We start from the raw sequence: 16608 nt of genomic DNA on the forward strand, positions 1-16608 counted from the left end.
TTCCTCCACTCGATTATTCGTAGTCGTCCTCGGATATCGCTTCGGTTAGCTTGTTCGTGAACTGCTGCGCCGCATTGTATCCCATCCGCTTAAGGCGATAATTCATAGCCGCCACTTCCAGAATGACCGCCAGATTTCGTCCCGGCCTTACCGGAACAGTGAGCAGCGGCACTTCCGTCTCGATAATCTTGGTCGTCTCCTCGTCCAGTCCGAGACGATCGTACTGCTTGTCCTGCTGCCAGTTTTCCAGACGAACGACTAGGCTGATGCTCGTCTGATTTTTCACCGCTCCCGCACCGAACAACGTCATTACGTTTAAGATACCCAAGCCGCGAATTTCCAGCAAATGCCGAATCAGCTCAGGGGACGTGCCGAACAGATGATTGTCCGCCGTCTGTCGAATTTCGACCGCATCGTCCGCAATCAGCCGATGGCCGCGTTTGACCAGTTCCAGCGCCGTCTCGCTCTTGCCGATGCCGCTGCCTCCGGTAATGAGCATGCCTACGCCGTAGACGTCCACGAGTACGCCGTGAATCGTCGCCGAAGGCGCCAATTTTTTCTCCAGGAAAGTCGTAATCCGACTTAACAGGATCGTCGTCGCGACCGAGCTTCGCAGCACCGGAAAATGACGTTCATTCGCAATCTCAACGAGTTCGCCCGGGATGTCCTGTCCGCGCGTAATGATAATGCAAGGCGTTTCCTCATGGCACAGCCGCTCCATCCGGTCGCGCCGTTCTTCCGAAGTCAATGTTTCCAGGAACGCGAGCTCCGTACGGCCTAACATCTGCGCCCGCTCCGCCGGATAGTAATTGAAATAGCCGGCCATTTCCAAGCCAGGACGATTAAGATCATCCGTTACAATAGTGCGCCGCAATCCGTCTTCGCCGGCCACAATTTCGAGGTGAAATTGCTGCACGAGCTCGGATACTCTCACTTTCTTGGCCATCGTACAGCTCCTTTCCTGTTTTCCCCTATTTATCGTATCGAAAATAATCGGACAAATCAATTTATACTTTCTCTAACCTATATAAAGCTGACCAAGTGACAAAAACCGTCCGGCCATTGGCCGAACGGTTTCCGCTCTTACCGATCTATTAGTTCTCGAAAATGTTCAGTTCCGAGTCTTTGTCGAAAATATGGATTTTGTTCATGTCGATCGCGAGCTTGATGTTTTGGTTCTCGCGAAGACCGGAACGTCCGTCTACACGAGCAATGACGTTCTCTTTGCCCAGACCGTTCAGGTACAGATACTGCTCGTGACCCAGGTTCTCGGCAACCTCGATCGTCGCGTTAACGACAGTGTTCGGGGAAGCTTCGATGAATACGGGTTCTTCGTGAAGGTCCTCTGGACGTACGCCAAGGATGATCTCACGACCGATGTAGCCTTTAGCGCGCAGCACTTTCGCTTTGCCTTCCGTAACTTCAACGTTGAAGCCCGTAGCGCGGAAACGTACGGAGCCGCCTTCTTCAACCAGTTGGCCCGTGATGAAGTTCATCGCAGGAGCGCCGATAAAGCCGGCAACAAACAGGTTGATCGGGTGGTTGTACAGAACATCCGGAGTAGCGGCTTGCTGAATGAAGCCGTCTTTCATAACGACGATACGATCGCCCATCGTCATGGCTTCCGTTTGGTCATGCGTTACGTAGATACAAGTCGTCTCAAGACGCTTCATCAATTTGGAGATGTTCGCGCGCATTTGCGTACGCAGCTTAGCATCCAAGTTGGAAAGCGGTTCGTCCATCAGGAACACTTGAGGCTCACGAACGATTGCGCGTCCCAGGGCGACACGTTGACGCTGACCGCCGGAGAGAGCCTTCGGCTTACGGTCGAGCAAGTGCTCGATTTCCAGCGTGCGAGCAGCTTCGCGTACGCGACGATCGATCTCGTCTTTGCGGAATTTACGCAGTTTCAGACCGAACGCCATGTTCTGATACACGTTCATATGAGGATACAGAGCGTAAGATTGGAATACCATCGCGATATCGCGGTCTTTCGGAGCGACGTCGTTCACGACACGGTCGCCGATATACAGCTTGCCTTCGGAGATTTCTTCAAGTCCTGCGATCATACGCAGCGTTGTGGATTTTCCGCAGCCGGAAGGACCTACGAGAACGAGAAACTCTTTGTCCTGGATGTCCAGGTTAAAGTCGGTTACCGATGCTTTATCGGATCCCGGATATTTTTTATACACGCTTTCTAAACGAACGCCTGCCATGTACATTTCCCCCTAAACTTCGTTTGAAGGTACATGACTATCTTACCTTAAGGCCGGGCCAGATGACTATGCACAAAGCGTACAAAAAATTCATTTCCTTTTCGTGACTTTGTACAATAGCAGCAAGATCCGGACAAGAACGGCGTCGTTGAAGGAACGCACGTCCAATCCCGCCTCGTTTTTGATCTTGTCCAGCCGGTACAGCAGCGTGTTGCGGTGAATAAACAGCTTTTTGGCGGTTTCGCTTACATTGCAGTCCATCGAGAAGAACGCGTCCAGCGTAGCGACCGTCTCCGAATCGGTGAACAGATCGGGCCTGCCCATCATCTCTTCGACAAACCGGGAACGAACCGTCTCGGGAATGCCGCTGAGCAGCCTTTCGAGATGAACGAGCCACGGCAGATGGATCTGCATCCCTACATGGAACTTACGGCCCAGGAAAGTCGTTTCCCTCAGCGTAGCGACGATGCGTACGACGTTCTCCGACGGCACGATCGGCTCCCCCACCGCGATGTGGCACTCTCCGCCCCATTCGGTCGTGATCAGCTCGTGCAGCCCTTGAGCCAACGAAGCAAGCAGCTCCTTCGTCTCTTCATGGCCGATTTCCTCGTCCCCGTCCGCATCCGCCTCGGACAAGACGCTGTCGCTGGTGAGCACGAGCCATTCGTGCTCCCGAAGAGGAATCAACAGCGTGTCTTCCGGAATATACGTCCGAATCGTCTTCTCCAGCTCGCTGTACGACGGTTCCTTGTCTTCCACTTGCTCGCATGACAAAAGGAACGGCACCATTCCATCGAATAGCCGATTGCGCAGCTCCATGCGCTCGGGAACCTCGGCTCTCCACTCGCCCGCCGCCACCGACTGCTGGACCCATTCCCCGAATCGTCTGGCTTGACGTTCCAAATCGGAGGCCGCCGAAACAGGGCGCATGTTTCCTTGACGAATCGCCCAGCTCAGAAGCCGTTTCTCGAGCGGAGTCAGCACGGTGCTAATCTCGACGCAATGAAGCTCGGAGCCGTTAACGCGCGCGATCATCAAACAGCCCGAGTCCGTCTGAATGGCGTCTCCGGCTTCGGGGTGCTTCTCGCCGCCCTCCTTCTGCCATTCGGCTCCGGTCAGCACTTTGGCGACGACCGTCACGTCGAGCAGCTTGCTCAGCTCCTGCAACTTGGTTTTGTTCATCGTTGAAGCCCCTTGTCAGCAAAGATAGCGATATGCGTCATTGTACCATATTTGACGCTGGCCGGGCGATTCAACGAAGAATGAGCAGCACGACGATCGACAATAGCGAGAACACTGCCGCGATCAGATAAAGGAAGCTTACGGTCTGAACCTGAGTCAGTCCCCACTTCATCAGACTGTGATGGGTGTGCAGATTGTCTGCTCGATGCAGGCCTTTGCCTTCGAGCAATCTGCGCGAAAATACGATCATCGTATCCAGGATGGGCACGCCAAGAGCGAGCATCGGAACCGATAGGGACAGCAGCGTCGCTCCCTTGAGCGTACCGTCCACGGCCGTTACCGCAAGCGTGTACCCCAGGAAGGTCGCACCCGCGTCTCCCATGAAAATACGGGCGGGGTGAAAATTGTACGCGAGGAAAGCCAGGCAAGCGCCGGAGAGCGCAATGGCTATGAGCGCGGTGTCTTTATGTGAGAATAGGAGCGAGGCGGCGAACAACGTCATCGAGGAGATCGCGGTTACGCCGGAAGCCAAGCCGTCGACCCCATCGATGAAGTTGAGCATATTAATAAGTGCGAATACCCATAGCAGAGTAAAGAAGGCCGCCCAGCCCGGGGAAAACAGGATCATCGCGGAACGAGACGGCGCCGAAATGCCGGCAATCGAAATTCCGAATGCGGACGGAATGAGCGACACGCCGATATAAGCGATCAGTCTCGGCCACACCGGAAACTCCTTGCCGTAGGCCTTAAAGGCGTCGTCGATCAAACCCACGGCTACGAGCAGCCCTCCCCCGAGCGCCAGCGCGCCCAGCTTCGGACCGCTTCCGAGGAATGCCCATACAGCCGCAATGACTCCAGCATAGATAGCCAGACCGCCGCTGAGAGGAATGGGCTTCGAATGCACCTTCCGCTTGGTCGGACGATCCACGAAACCGATTTTAAGAGCGAGTTCCCTTATGGCAGGGACCGTCAAGAGCACGAGCAGAAAAGAAAGGCCACACGCGTAAAGGTAGATCATCGGGAAATCCTCCTGATCGGTTGCTCGACGATTTCCCTTACTTTTCCCCAAAGACATTCAAAACACCCGGGCTATTTCTACTCCCCTGTTTTTTTCGCTTTATCCGACGACAGAGGGATAACCACACTCCGGGTATGCTCGAATTGGTAGGGGCCTTCTCCCGTACCCGCTGCCGCAAACAAATGCGTCGGTTGTCCGTTCTGAATCAACAAGTACGGTCTCTCCAGGTTGCACATCTCCGTAAGCGTGCCATCCTCCCAGATCACCGTTCTGGAGTAAGCCTTCGGATCGGGATGGATCCGCCACTCAATACAATCCTCGCTCGTCGCATACACTCCGGCTCCCCACTCGCCTGTCAGTCCATACGATCCGTTCTTGCTATCGTCCTTGATCAGCAGATGGAACATCCCGTCCGAATACCATAGGAAAGGGTCCTCCACATGAAGATCCGGATCGGAGAAGCCCAGGATCGGATCGTCCGTCAGTCGGCGAAAAGGGCCTTCCGGGCTATCCGCGGCCGCAATACCGAGCTGCAACGTGGCGCCTGCGTACTCTCTCGACTTGTAAATCATATAGGTCCTTCCGTCGGGCAAAATCGTCACAGCGGGGTTTGTCGTCACTGTGCAGTCCCAATGGCCCAAACGCGGCTCCAGCAACGGCGTATCCCGTCGTGTCCACGGACCGAATATTGACGAGGCTACGGCCAGTCCGATCCGTTTGTTGTTCCACACCTCGATTTGCCGTTCCCCCGGCACCTCGTCTCCAGGTCCCGGAATCGGGCCTCCGTATGTAGTCCCCATATAGTAAAGATAGTAGGTGCCATTCCAGTATTGAATATATGGATTATGCTGGCTCATTCCGTCGAAAAACGAACGATCCCTTCGACTCAGCACGGTCTCCTCATACTTGTAGGGTCCTTCCGGAACATCGCTGGAGGCCCTTACGACTTCGCAATTGAATAGCCAGTTGCTCCCGAAGCCCAACTCCTTGCTCCACCGGGATGCGAACAGATGATAACGCCCATCCTCGCCTCGCACACAAGAGCCGCACCATATATAATGGTCCTTTTCACAGTAACCGCCCCCTGCAGGAGCCGGCATCAGCCGTTCGAAAATCGGATTTGTCACGCCTTGATCTCTCCTTATATCTCCATTTGTTTTGCCAACGATCGACGGCAATCAAATCCCCCGCTCGATTCGCTGATGAGGGAGTACACGCTGTAGTTTTAAAGCTGAAAAACCGCTTTAAATTCGCGGCCGCACTATTTTTGAGCTTTTTAAGGCGGGTTTTCCGCTCTATTCCTGGAATTCTTCCGTTTTGGGAAAATTAAGTAGAATTTTCCACTCTAAATCAACTTACTTTGCTCTTTTAGCCAAATTAGGACGGGTATTCCACCTTAAATTCTCCTATATCGGCCCCACTCGGCGGCCAAATTATCGTGGGCTTCTTCTTAAGCGGGTTTCCGCCTAAATTGTTACGCCTCCTGCTGTGCATAAATCAAAAAAGCAGACGTATCAACGTCTGCTGTCAGTTCAAAAACTGGTGAGCCATGAAGGACTCGAACCTTCGACACCCTGATTAAAAGTCAGGTGCTCTACCAACTGAGCTAATGGCTCGGGTAATGGTGGAGGGTGATGGATTCGAACCACCGAACCCGAAGGAAGAGATTTACAGTCTCCCGCGTTTGGCCACTTCGCTAACCCTCCATATTTGAAACCCGATGAAACGAATGGTGGCTCGAGACGGAATCGAACCGCCGACACGAGGATTTTCAGTCCTCTGCTCTACCAGCTGAGCTATCGAGCCTTGCTTGTCCCTGTTAAAGGCAACCGATGCATAATCGGAAAATAAATGGCGGAGCCGACGGGATTCGAACCCGCGGTCTCCTGCGTGACAGGCAGGCATGTTAGGCCTCTACACCACGGCTCCGCATTGTTATGGTGGAGGCTGAGGGGATCGAACCCCCGACCCTCTGCTTGTAAGGCAGATGCTCTCCCAGCTGAGCTAAGCCTCCATGGGAATAAGGTATGGTAGCGGCGAAGGGACTTGAACCCCTGACCCTCCGGGTATGAACCGAATGCTCTAGCCAGCTGAGCTACGCCGCCACATCGAGTACACGATTCGGCACGATACCTGAACCGATACACGTTTGTTTCAATTCGCAAGGCTTGCGCCCTGAAAACCGGATACGAACCAAACTCGCGCATTGTTCGTAGCGATTTGCATCGCACGATGTTAGGATAAGCCCTCGACCGATTAGTACTCGTCAGCTCCACACATTGCTGCGCTTCCACCCCGAGCCTATCAACCTGGTGTTCTTCCAGGGGTCTTACGAATTGGGAAATCTCATCTTGAGGCAGGCTTCGCGCTTAGATGCTTTCAGCGCTTATCCCTTCCGCACTTGGCTACCCAGCGATGCTCCTGGCGGAACAACTGGTACACCAGCGGTGCGTCCATCCCGGTCCTCTCGTACTAAGGACAGCCCCTCTCAAATTTCCTACGCCCGCGACAGATAGGGACCGAACTGTCTCACGACGTTCTGAACCCAGCTCGCGTACCGCTTTAATGGGCGAACAGCCCAACCCTTGGGACCTACTTCAGCCCCAGGATGCGATGAGCCGACATCGAGGTGCCAAACCTCCCCGTCGATGTGGACTCTTGGGGGAGATAAGCCTGTTATCCCCAGGGTAGCTTTTATCCGTTGAGCGATGGCCCTTCCATTCGGTACCACCGGATCACTAAGTCCGAGTTTCCTCCCTGCTCGACTTGTAGGTCTCGCAGTCAAGCTCCCTTATGCCTTTGCACTCTTCGCGCGATTTCCAACCGCGCTGAGGGAACCTTAGAGCGCCTCCGTTACTTTTTAGGAGGCGACCGCCCCAGTCAAACTGTCCGCCTGACACGGTCCCTCTGCCCGATTCAGGGCAGCAGGTTAGAACTCCGATACGATCAGGGTGGTATCCCAACGGCGCCTCCACTGAGGCTTGCGCCCCAGCTTCATCGGCTCCCACCTATCCTGTACAGACCGTACCAAAGTTCAATATCAAGCTACAGTAAAGCTCCATGGGGTCTTTCCGTCACGTCGCGGGTAACCTGCATCTTCACAGGTACTAAAATTTCACCGGATCTCTCGTTGAGACAGCGCCCAAGTCGTTACGCCATTCGTGCGGGTCAGAATTTACCTGACAAGGAATTTCGCTACCTTAGGACCGTTATAGTTACGGCCGCCGTTTACTGGGGCTTCGGTTCACAGCTTCGGGTTGCCCCTAACCACTCCCCTTAACCTTCCAGCACCGGGCAGGCGTCAGCCCGTATACTTCGCCTTACGGCTTCGCACAGACCTGTGTTTTTGCTAAACAGTCGCTTGGGCCTCTTCACTGCGGCCCCCTCGGGCTATTCACCCTACCGAGGCACCCCTTCTCCCGAAGTTACGGGGTCATTTTGCCGAGTTCCTTAACGAGAGTTCTTCCGCGCGCCTTAGAATTCTCATCTCGCCCACCTGTGTCGGTTTACGGTACGGGCACCTTCTCCTGGCTAGAGGCTTTTCTTGGCAGCGTGGGTGTACGACCTTCGGTACTGTGATTTTCCCTCCCCATCACAGCTCAAGGTTACAGTATGCGGATTTGCCTACATACCCCTCTCACTGCTTGGACGAGCACATCCATCGGCTCGCGTCGCTTCCCTCCTGCGTCCCCCCATCGCTCATAACGGATTACGGTGGTACAGGAATTTCAACCTGTTGTCCATCGACTACGCCTTTCGGCCTCGCCTTAGGTCCCGACTTACCCTGGGCGGACGAACCTACCCCAGGAACCCTTAGGCTTTCGGCGGACAGGATTCTCACCTGTCTTTTCGTTACTCATACCGGCATTCTCACTTGAATGCAGTCCACCAGTCCTTCCGGTCTGACTTCTACCCGCATTCAACGCTCCCCTACCCAAGTCGTAGTCTTCACTTCACCCTGGTGTGCTTAGCTGGGCGCATTTGGTCAGAATCCTTGAACAACCTTAGCGGTTGATTCTGACGAAATGTCCCGGTGCTTAACCAGAACAAAGTGAAGACTACGACATGCCATAGCTTCGGTGGTGTGTTTAGCCCCGTTACATTTTCGGCGCAGAGTCACTCGACCAGTGAGCTATTACGCACTCTTTAAATGGTGGCTGCTTCTAAGCCAACATCCTGGTTGTCTTCGCAACTCCACATCCTTTCCCACTTAACACACACTTGGGGACCTTAGCTGATGATCTGGGCTCTTTCCCTCTTGACGACGGATCTTAGCACTCGCCGTCTGACTCCCGAGTATACATCCATGGCATTCGGAGTTTGACTGGACTTGGTAACCCTTGGCGGGCCCCGCACCCAATCAGTGCTCTACCTCCATGATGCTCAACCTCGAGGCTAGCCCTAAAGCTATTTCGGGGAGAACCAGCTATCTCCGAGTTCGATTGGAATTTCTCCCCTACCCCCACGTCATCCCAGAGCTTTTCAACGCTCACGAGTTCGGGCCTCCAGTGCGTGTTACCGCACCTTCACCCTGCACAGGGGTAGATCACACGGTTTCGGGTCTACGACCACGTACTTAAGCGCCCTATTCAGACTCGGTTTCCCTTCGGCTCCGCCTCATCAGCTTAACCTTGCACGTGAACGTAACTCGCCGGTTCATTCTACAAAAGGCACGCCATCACCCCTAGATCGGGCTCTGACTTCTTGTAAGCGCACGGTTTCAGGTTCTCTTTCACTCCGCTCCCGCGGTGCTTTTCACCTTTCCCTCACGGTACTGCTTCGCTATCGGTCGCCAGGGAGTATTTAGCCTTGGCAGATGGTCCTGCCGGATTCCCACGGGGTTTCACGTGTCCCGCGGTACTCAGGATCCGTCTCGGAGAGAACACACTTTCGGCTACAGGGCTTTTACCTTCTGTGGCAGGCCTTTCCAGACCTCTTCGCCTAATATGCTCTTTTATCACTCCATGTGAGACGTCCTACAACCCCAGAGAGCAAGCCCTCTGGTTTGGGCTAATCCGCTTTCGCTCGCCGCTACTGACGGAATCACTGTTGTTTTCTCTTCCTCAGGGTACTTAGATGTTTCAGTTCCCCTGGTATGCCTCCGACGAGCTATGTATTCACTCGAAGGTAACTATCCATTACGATAGCTGGGTTTCCCCATTCGGAAATCTCCGGATCAAAGCTCACTTACAGCTCCCCGAAGCATATCGCTGTTCGTCGCGTCCTTCATCGGCTCCTGGCGCCTAGGCATCCTCCGTGCGCACTTATTAGCTTAACCCAGTCGTTTGACACTAGTAAGGCAGAGATGCTTCATTCTTCTTCGCGCAGCATGCAATCGTTAGATTGTATGCAGTTTGGTTCGATATCCAGTTTTCAAGGTGCAAGGGGTTATGAAATTGGTTGGCCTTAGTGGACTCGAACCACCGACCTCACCCTTATCAGGGGTGCGCTCTAACCAGCTGAGCTAAAGGCCATCGCATCTTTCCGCTTGCGCAGAAAATAGCATGCCCGGCTTGGCAACGTCCTACTCTCCCAGGACCCTGCGGTCCAAGTACCATTGGCGCTGGAGGGCTTAACGGTCGTGTTCGGGATGGGTACGCGTGGAACCCCTCCGCCGTCATCACCAAACCGGTTTTGCGAAAGATTGCTCTTTCAAAACTGAACATGAGCGTAAGAAACGTTTGCCACTTCCTTGCGGACCGTGGACTTTGATTAGCTCCGAAGAGCTCCTTAGAAAGGAGGTGATCCAGCCGCACCTTCCGATACGGCTACCTTGTTACGACTTCACCCCAATCATCTACCCCACCTTCGGCGGCTGGCTCCCTTGCGGGTTACCCCACCGACTTCGGGTGTTGTAAACTCTCGTGGTGTGACGGGCGGTGTGTACAAGACCCGGGAACGTATTCACCGCGGCATGCTGATCCGCGATTACTAGCAATTCCGACTTCATGCAGGCGAGTTGCAGCCTGCAATCCGAACTGAGACCGGCTTTGTTGGGATTGGCTCCACCTCGCGGCTTCGCGGCCCTTTGTACCGGCCATTGTAGTACGTGTGTAGCCCAGGTCATAAGGGGCATGATGATTTGACGTCATCCCCGCCTTCCTCCGGTTTGTCACCGGCAGTCAACCTAGAGTGCCCACCATAACGTGCTGGCAACTAAGTTCAAGGGTTGCGCTCGTTGCGGGACTTAACCCAACATCTCACGACACGAGCTGACGACAACCATGCACCACCTGTCTCCTCTGTCCCGAAGGCCGCCGATATCTCTACCGGATTCAGAGGGATGTCAAGACCTGGTAAGGTTCTTCGCGTTGCTTCGAATTAAACCACATACTCCACTGCTTGTGCGGGTCCCCGTCAATTCCTTTGAGTTTCAGTCTTGCGACCGTACTCCCCAGGCGGAGTGCTTAATGTGTTAACTTCGGCACCGAGGGCATGATACCCCCAACACCTAGCACTCATCGTTTACGGCGTGGACTACCAGGGTATCTAATCCTGTTTGCTCCCCACGCTTTCGCGCCTCAGCGTCAGTTACAGTCCAGAGAGCCGCCTTCGCCACTGGTGTTCCTCCACATCTCTACGCATTTCACCGCTACACGTGGAATTCCGCTCTCCTCTTCTGCACTCAAGCTCCCCAGTTTCCAGTGCGTCACGGGGTTGAGCCCCGCACTTAAACACCAGACTTAAAGAGCCGCCTGCGCGCGCTTTACGCCCAATAATTCCGGACAACGCTTGCCCCCTACGTATTACCGCGGCTGCTGGCACGTAGTTAGCCGGGGCTTTCTTCTCAGGTACCGTCATCGGATCATCAGTTAAATGATCCTTATTCTTCCCTGGCAACAGAGCTTTACGACCCGAAAGCCTTCCTCACTCACGCGGCGTTGCTCCATCAGGCTTTCGCCCATTGTGGAAGATTCCCTACTGCTGCCTCCCGTAGGAGTCTGGGCCGTGTCTCAGTCCCAGTGTGGCCGTTCACCCTCTCAGGTCGGCTACGCATCGTCGCCTTGGTGAGCCGTTACCCCACCAACTAGCTAATGCGCCGCAGGCCCATCCTCAAGCCACAGATTGCTCCGTGTTTCCCGATCCGGTCATGCGACCAAACCGTGTATCCGGTCTTAGCATTCGTTTCCGAATGTTATCCCGATCTTGGGGGCAGGTTGCCTACGTGTTACTCACCCGTCCGCCGCTAACCTCATCAGGAGCAAGCTCCATCAGAGATCCGCTCGACTTGCATGTATTAGGCACGCCGCCAGCGTTCGTCCTGAGCCAGGATCAAACTCTCCATAATAGAGAGCCAGAAGGCTCATTACTTTATTGCTGGTTTGCCTTCCGACGACCGAAGCCGTCTTCCGACGTTTTTGTTTCTTACGCTCAATGTTCAGTTTTCAAAGAACAATCGGTGTTTCTCAGTGTTGCTTTATTCCGTCACCGCGTTAACAGCGACCTTTATAATGTATCACAGCTGACTACCTCTTGGCAATAGTTTTTTTCAAAAACTTTTTTGCCGTTATTTCGAAGATTGTCCGCTCGTCCCCTCTAAAAGCGGGGCGAAAGCTAATTTACCACAATTTAATAGCGCTGGTCAAGCTCTAGATTCGATTTTTTTCAAGATTTATGAGTTTGCTGCTTTAACCCTAGCGCATAACGCGATAATTCCCTTGGCGGAGCAATGCGCGCGTACATGCGGAAGATGATTTTGTACCGCCTTGTAATTGCATCTTTTACAGGTCCGTCTAACCGACGATCGCTCATATCGAGCAGCATCTCGTCCATTTCCTTGCGAAGCAAGTAATCGAACTCCTTGCATTCCTTATCCGTAAACATCATACCGAGCATAGAACGGAATCATCCTCCCGTAATTAGAAGGCCGGAGCCTTCGCCCGACAGGTCGCGGGCAAACTCCGGCGCGTTCTACTGTTATGCTCCTTTTCTGCCAACTTTATGACATCGATCTGGAGAAATCGCCCTACTTAACTTCAAGGCTTCATTAGCCAGAAAGTAACCGTACTCTCCACAACGGCGCCAAGCAGCAGCAAAACGACGACAACGATTATAGCCGGTAACGCTCCCGTAGCCGTTCGGACGAACGGCTGCCAAGGTTCTTTTTTACCGAATGCCGAACCGAACACGCCCCTGATCAACGTCATACCAAATCTTATTCCGAACGCGCAAGCGAGGAATACGGCTGGCAGCTCCAAAATACCGTGAGGCAGCAAGCCTTTGACGATCAACATGAACATGTTCTCTCCGCTTTCCGAGAATTGCGACAACAAGTAGCCGAGAACCATTCCGTTGGCCACCAGCGTGTAGATCGGCATAATCCCCGCAATAATGCCCATCCCCATTGCCATCAATGAAGCAAAAATGTTATTCGCGGTGATCAGAAGAAACGCCATTATCTCAGGTGTGTCGGAGTTTTTGATCGAGTTCGAAAGGGTAGCGATTCCTTGGAGCTGGCTTTCCAGATATTCCGTAGGCGCGTTCGGCGTCCCCCCAATGACCATTCCGGCAAAAAACAAAATAACCGCAAAAATAAAATACGGGCGCGTTTCTCTCCATGAGAGCAGCAAGCCTTGACGCGTAAACATTAGCTTTATCCCCCAATCGAACGACTGATGTGAGCTTCAACTCTATTCGAATATCTCTATGGGCCAAGCATACATTGATAGTATCCAAGTTCTACGGCCAGTCCCGTCTTAGGCGCAACGAAGCCGTCGAACCATCTTAACCTCCGGAAAGGAGCCGATCGAATCCATGAATCACTTTTTCGTATTTAACGGGCGGCGCATTAAAAAGGCATTTTTTCTTACTATGGCGGCCATGCTATCCGTAGCCGTGATCTGGGTCGAAAAAAACAACCTGAGCGTCTTTGCTCCGCATCCTCCCTCCGCCGTATACAACGTGCCGACGGACCGCAAGGTGATTGCGCTTACGTTCGACATTAGCTGGGGAGAAAAACGAGCCGAACCAATCCTGGAAGTCTTGAAAGCCAAAAACGTGGAAAACGTCACCTTTTTCTTGTCTGCGCCTTGGAGCAAAGCGCACCCCGATCTCGTCAAAAAAATCGCGGATGCCGGTTACGAAATTGGCAGCCACGGTCACAAGCACGACAACTACAGTCAATACAGCGAAGAGGAAATCCGCAGGCAAATCACGATTGCGGACGGCATTCTAAGGGATATGACTGGCAAATCCCCGTCGTTGATCCGATTGCCCAACGGGGATTTCGACAAGCGCGTGCTCCGCATCGCGGACGAGCTTAACTACAAGGTCGTTCAGTGGGATACGGATTCTCTCGATTGGAAAAATCCCGGAGTGGATACGATCGTAAACCGAGTCGTCGAGAAGGCGCACGAGGGCGACATCGTCCTGCTGCATGCCAGCGATTCCAGCAAGCAGACGCATCAGGCGCTTCCCGAAATCATCGATCAGCTTCGCGCCAAAGGTTACGAATTTGTTACGGTATCCCAATTGATCAACCAGACAGAGACCAAAAGCAAAGTCGTGCAGGATCGTTCCGCATGGAACGAACTGGCCTCTCCTTACTTTATTTAGCTAAGGCGGCAGCCGCTCCGGCTCCGGACGGCTGTCCCAATATTTTATGCAATTGCATGATTTGATACCCGTTGCAGATAAATAGCGGGAGCAGTTGGTACAGCAGGGAAGAGATGTCCCCCGTTCTGAAAGCGGGGATGGACTCCAGCACCGTGATGGCGACCATGAAGAAAATCGTCGGAATCCAGGCTCCTGCCGCCGTCTGGCTGACTTTAAACCACGCAACCAGCACCGAACCGACCAGCAGCGCGAGCGGAACGACCAGGAACGTCAAGCTTGGAAAATTCGTGTCGTAAGTCCAATAACCGATTTCAATCAGCACGAACAGAGCGACAAAGCCTTGAATGGCCACCCAATAATAAGGCCGTTTGAAAATGCTGCGAGCGATATAATTCAACATCATATACGCGAAAAAGCCCATATGCGCAAAAGCGCCGAAAGTCATTCCGATCAAAGCCATCATTAACACGTAGGACAACCATCCGCTTGCCTCTACGTTGCGAAAATCAGGATTGAACAGCTGAATGCATACGCTCCCGACCACAGTTACAATAGCGCCGATCACAATCGTCATACCGAATAATTTCATCCATTTTCGTAAGCTCAAGTTAAGGAAACCTCCTCCGAATGTTCAACCTTCATTTTACCATGAACAAGCTAAAAAGCCATGAACAACTCCTTATATTCACAAGGTTGTCGAAGCATACTACAGCCATAACCCTATGAAGGGAATGGTCGGTATGCGATATCGCTTGCGATGGTTAGGATGTCTGCTGGGCGCCTCCCTCTTAGTGACGTCCTGCGGGCAGGAGTCCGGAGGCGGGGGCGGGGGTCAAGTCAGTTATAAAGAAGTCAAATCGATGGTCGTCGACATCCTCGGTTCCGAGGAAGGTCAGAAAGCAATGGAAAAGGCGTCTAACGCCCAGTATGGAGAAAGCACGCTGCAAATGAAGAGCATGACGCCTTCGGATCAGGTCCAGGTCCGACTCGCCGTTAAAGACGTCCTGACTGCACCGGAATATGCCACCGTATTGGAAGGCATTATGCGCGATCCCAAATTCGCAGGAGAGTTTGCCAAAGCCGTCAGCAAAGACAACAAACAAATTCATAAAGATCTTATGAAGGATCCGGCTTATCAGCATGAACTCGTCGACATGTTTAAAACACCGGAAATGACGAAAATTTTGACCGATTCGATGAAAAACCCCGACGTTCGCAAAGTAATTATGAGCTCGGTCACCGAACAAATGCAGAATCCGCTGTTTAAGCTGGAAATTATTAAGCTTCTGCAAAGCGTCGTAAAGGAAGAACTGACTCCGAAGACTCAGAAAAAAGAGGAGAAAAAGGATCAGAGCGGCGGTGCGGAAGAAAGCGGAGAAGGCGAAGGCGGAAGCGGAGATTCGGAAAGCGGCGGCGGTGAATAAAGTTAGACAACGTGGGGCTGTTTCCCGCGGCGGCAATATGCCCGCAGCAGGAAACAGCCCCTTTGCTTCATTATTTGGCGCAGCGGTCGATGATCGTCTGCGCCAGAGCTAGATATTCGCGCCCGATCTCCGAGTCGGCCTTGTACACCGACGGGGAGAAATCCGGTTCAGCCGGATGATTGTCGGGAGCTCCGAGCGGAAATTGCGCCAGCAGATCGGTGCCGAGCGTCTCGGCCAGCTTGCCGCCGCCCCCTCTGCCGAATACATATTCCCTTTCGCCCGTCGCTTTGCTCTCGAAGTAGGACATGTTCTCGACGACTCCGATAATCTCGTGATTCGTCTTGATGGCCATCGCTCCGGCCCGAGCCGCAACGAAGGCTGCGGTCGCATGAGGCGTCGTCACGATGATTTCTTTGCTTTGCGGAATCATCTGGTGAACGTCAAGCGCCACATCTCCCGTTCCCGGCGGCAAATCGAGCAGCAGGTAATCCAGCTCTCCCCAATCGATCTCGGCGAAGAAATTGCGCAGCATCTTACCAAGCATCGGTCCGCGCCAGACGATCGGACTATTGTCTTCGACGAAGAAGCCCATCGAGATGACCTTCACCCCAAAGCGTTCGATCGGCTGAATTTTGTTGCCGACCTGCACCGGACGCTCCTCAATGCCCATCATATCCGGCACGCTGAATCCGTAGATGTCGCTGTCGATCAGGCCTACTCGCTTGCCTTGGCGCGCCAGGGCGACAGCCAGGTTTACCGTCACCGTAGACTTGCCGACGCCGCCTTTGCCGCTGGCGATGGCAATGAACTCGACGCCGCTCTCCGGATGAAGAATCGTATGCTGCTCCAGACCGGCGCCATGCCCTTTAATCGGCGCTTCCTGAGCCTTGGCCGACGACTTGGACGCCGCGCTCTCCCCGCCCGCTCCCGCCTCCGACAGCTCAAGTTCCGTCATCGCGCGAACTCGAATATGAGGCGTGCCTTCGACTACGCTTGAGAGTGCCTTAACGACGTCCTGCTCCATGGCGGATGCCTGTCCCATGCTGTCCGGATGCAGCACGACGGTCAGCGAGACGGCCGACCCCCGAATCATTATATCTCGAACGAGCCCCAATTCGGTCAGGCTTCGTTTAAGCGCGGGCTCAAGCACGGGCTGCAGAGCTTCCAATACCTTTTCTTTGGTGACCACGAGTCGACCCCCATTACTTAATAG

The 16608-nt window shown here is 53.6% G+C and carries 11 protein-coding genes, 7 tRNA genes and 3 rRNA genes; 2 read left to right on the forward strand and 19 right to left on the reverse strand.

Translation table 11 applies throughout. The features are described 5' to 3' along the window. Positions 1 to 13: 13 nt before the first annotated feature. From hprK to J4772_RS32315, 17 genes are all read right to left on the reverse strand, one after another. Positions 14 to 946, reverse strand: a complete 933-nt coding sequence (hprK, locus tag J4772_RS32235) for an HPr(Ser) kinase/phosphatase (RefSeq protein WP_116064723.1) — start codon at positions 944 to 946, stop codon at positions 14 to 16. A 148-nt stretch (positions 947 to 1094) separates the two neighbouring features. Next, a complete protein-coding gene (locus J4772_RS32240; protein WP_209073043.1) occupies positions 1095 to 2216 on the reverse strand; it encodes an ABC transporter ATP-binding protein in 1122 nt (373 codons plus the stop codon). Between the two features lie 90 nt (positions 2217 to 2306). After that, entirely contained in the window at positions 2307 to 3398 is a 1092-nt protein-coding gene (locus tag J4772_RS32245; protein ID WP_209073044.1) for a PucR family transcriptional regulator, read from the reverse strand. 70 nt (positions 3399 to 3468) lie between these two features. Continuing rightward, complete coding sequence (locus tag J4772_RS32250) at positions 3469 to 4416, reverse strand: MraY family glycosyltransferase (protein ID WP_209073045.1); 948 nt, start codon at positions 4414 to 4416, stop codon at positions 3469 to 3471. 77 nt (positions 4417 to 4493) lie between these two features. After that, positions 4494 to 5543 carry a glycoside hydrolase family protein gene (locus J4772_RS32255; protein WP_209073046.1) on the reverse strand — a complete coding sequence of 350 codons (1050 nt, stop codon included), beginning with the start codon at positions 5541 to 5543 and terminating at the stop codon, positions 4494 to 4496. 413 nt (positions 5544 to 5956) lie between these two features. Next, a tRNA-Lys gene (locus J4772_RS32260) sits at positions 5957 to 6032 on the reverse strand. 6 nt (positions 6033 to 6038) lie between these two features. Then, positions 6039 to 6122 (reverse strand) — tRNA-Tyr (locus J4772_RS32265). Between the two features lie 24 nt (positions 6123 to 6146). Further along, positions 6147 to 6222 (reverse strand) — tRNA-Phe (locus J4772_RS32270). 46 nt (positions 6223 to 6268) lie between these two features. Beyond that, positions 6269 to 6345, reverse strand: a tRNA-Asp gene (locus tag J4772_RS32275). 9 nt (positions 6346 to 6354) lie between these two features. Beyond that, positions 6355 to 6430 (reverse strand) — tRNA-Val (locus J4772_RS32280). A gap of 14 nt (positions 6431 to 6444) precedes the next feature. Then, positions 6445 to 6521 (reverse strand) — tRNA-Met (locus J4772_RS32285). 131 nt (positions 6522 to 6652) lie between these two features. Next, a 23S ribosomal RNA gene (locus J4772_RS32290) occupies positions 6653 to 9694 on the reverse strand. Positions 9695 to 9813: 119 nt separating this feature from the next. Continuing rightward, positions 9814 to 9890: transfer RNA gene (locus J4772_RS32295), tRNA-Ile, on the reverse strand. A 37-nt stretch (positions 9891 to 9927) separates the two neighbouring features. Next, a 5S ribosomal RNA gene (gene rrf, locus J4772_RS32300) occupies positions 9928 to 10044 on the reverse strand. A gap of 106 nt (positions 10045 to 10150) precedes the next feature. After that, positions 10151 to 11704 (reverse strand): 16S ribosomal RNA (locus tag J4772_RS32305). The 16S, 23S and 5S rRNA genes sit together here with 7 tRNA genes alongside, the layout of an rRNA operon. Positions 11705 to 12021: 317 nt before the next feature. Further along, on the reverse strand, positions 12022 to 12252 hold the full coding sequence (locus J4772_RS32310; RefSeq protein WP_116065591.1) for a hypothetical protein: 231 nt from the start codon (positions 12250 to 12252) through the stop codon (positions 12022 to 12024). 140 nt (positions 12253 to 12392) lie between these two features. After that, positions 12393 to 13004 (reverse strand): stage II sporulation protein M, encoded by a 612-nt coding sequence (locus J4772_RS32315; RefSeq protein WP_116065590.1) that lies wholly within the window; start codon positions 13002 to 13004, stop codon positions 12393 to 12395. A 166-nt stretch (positions 13005 to 13170) separates the two neighbouring features. On the opposite strand from J4772_RS32315, the gene pdaB reads away from it, so the two are divergent. After that, on the forward strand, positions 13171 to 13971 hold the full coding sequence (pdaB, locus tag J4772_RS32320) for a polysaccharide deacetylase family sporulation protein PdaB (RefSeq protein ID WP_116065589.1): 801 nt from the start codon (positions 13171 to 13173) through the stop codon (positions 13969 to 13971). On the opposite strand, the gene J4772_RS32325 is transcribed toward pdaB, so the two are convergent. Continuing rightward, positions 13964 to 14578 (reverse strand): KinB-signaling pathway activation protein, encoded by a 615-nt coding sequence (locus J4772_RS32325; RefSeq protein WP_209073047.1) that lies wholly within the window; start codon positions 14576 to 14578, stop codon positions 13964 to 13966. The two genes, pdaB and J4772_RS32325, sit on opposite strands and share 8 nt — an antisense overlap. 133 nt (positions 14579 to 14711) lie before the next feature. Between J4772_RS32325 and gerD the strand changes: the two genes are divergently transcribed. Continuing rightward, positions 14712 to 15395 (forward strand): spore germination lipoprotein GerD, encoded by a 684-nt coding sequence (gene gerD, locus J4772_RS32330; RefSeq protein ID WP_247740915.1) that lies wholly within the window; start codon positions 14712 to 14714, stop codon positions 15393 to 15395. A 70-nt stretch (positions 15396 to 15465) separates the two neighbouring features. Here the strand turns inward: gerD and J4772_RS32335 are convergent, their stop codons facing one another. Continuing rightward, a complete protein-coding gene (locus J4772_RS32335) occupies positions 15466 to 16584 on the reverse strand; it encodes a P-loop NTPase (protein WP_209073049.1) in 1119 nt (372 codons plus the stop codon). Positions 16585 to 16608 lie beyond the last annotated feature (24 nt).

It is taken from the genome of Cohnella sp. LGH, from assembly GCF_017671885.1.
GTDB classification, from domain to species: domain Bacteria; phylum Bacillota; class Bacilli; order Paenibacillales; family Paenibacillaceae; genus Cohnella; species Cohnella phaseoli.

Coding starts and splice junctions, on each gene's coding strand:
- J4772_RS32240 (WP_209073043.1), bottom strand. CDS start 2,216: ATGGCAGGCGTTCGTTTAGAAAGCGTGTATAAAAAATATCCGGGATCC.
- hprK (WP_116064723.1), bottom strand. CDS start 946: ATGGCCAAGAAAGTGAGAGTATCCGAGCTCGTGCAGCAATTTCACCTC.
- J4772_RS32310 (WP_116065591.1), bottom strand. CDS start 12,252: ATGCTCGGTATGATGTTTACGGATAAGGAATGCAAGGAGTTCGATTAC.
- gerD (WP_247740915.1), top strand. CDS start 14,712: ATGCGATATCGCTTGCGATGGTTAGGATGTCTGCTGGGCGCCTCCCTC.
- J4772_RS32315 (WP_116065590.1), bottom strand. CDS start 13,004: ATGTTTACGCGTCAAGGCTTGCTGCTCTCATGGAGAGAAACGCGCCCG.
- pdaB (WP_116065589.1), top strand. CDS start 13,171: ATGAATCACTTTTTCGTATTTAACGGGCGGCGCATTAAAAAGGCATTT.
- J4772_RS32250 (WP_209073045.1), bottom strand. CDS start 4,416: ATGATCTACCTTTACGCGTGTGGCCTTTCTTTTCTGCTCGTGCTCTTG.
- J4772_RS32245 (WP_209073044.1), bottom strand. CDS start 3,398: ATGAACAAAACCAAGTTGCAGGAGCTGAGCAAGCTGCTCGACGTGACG.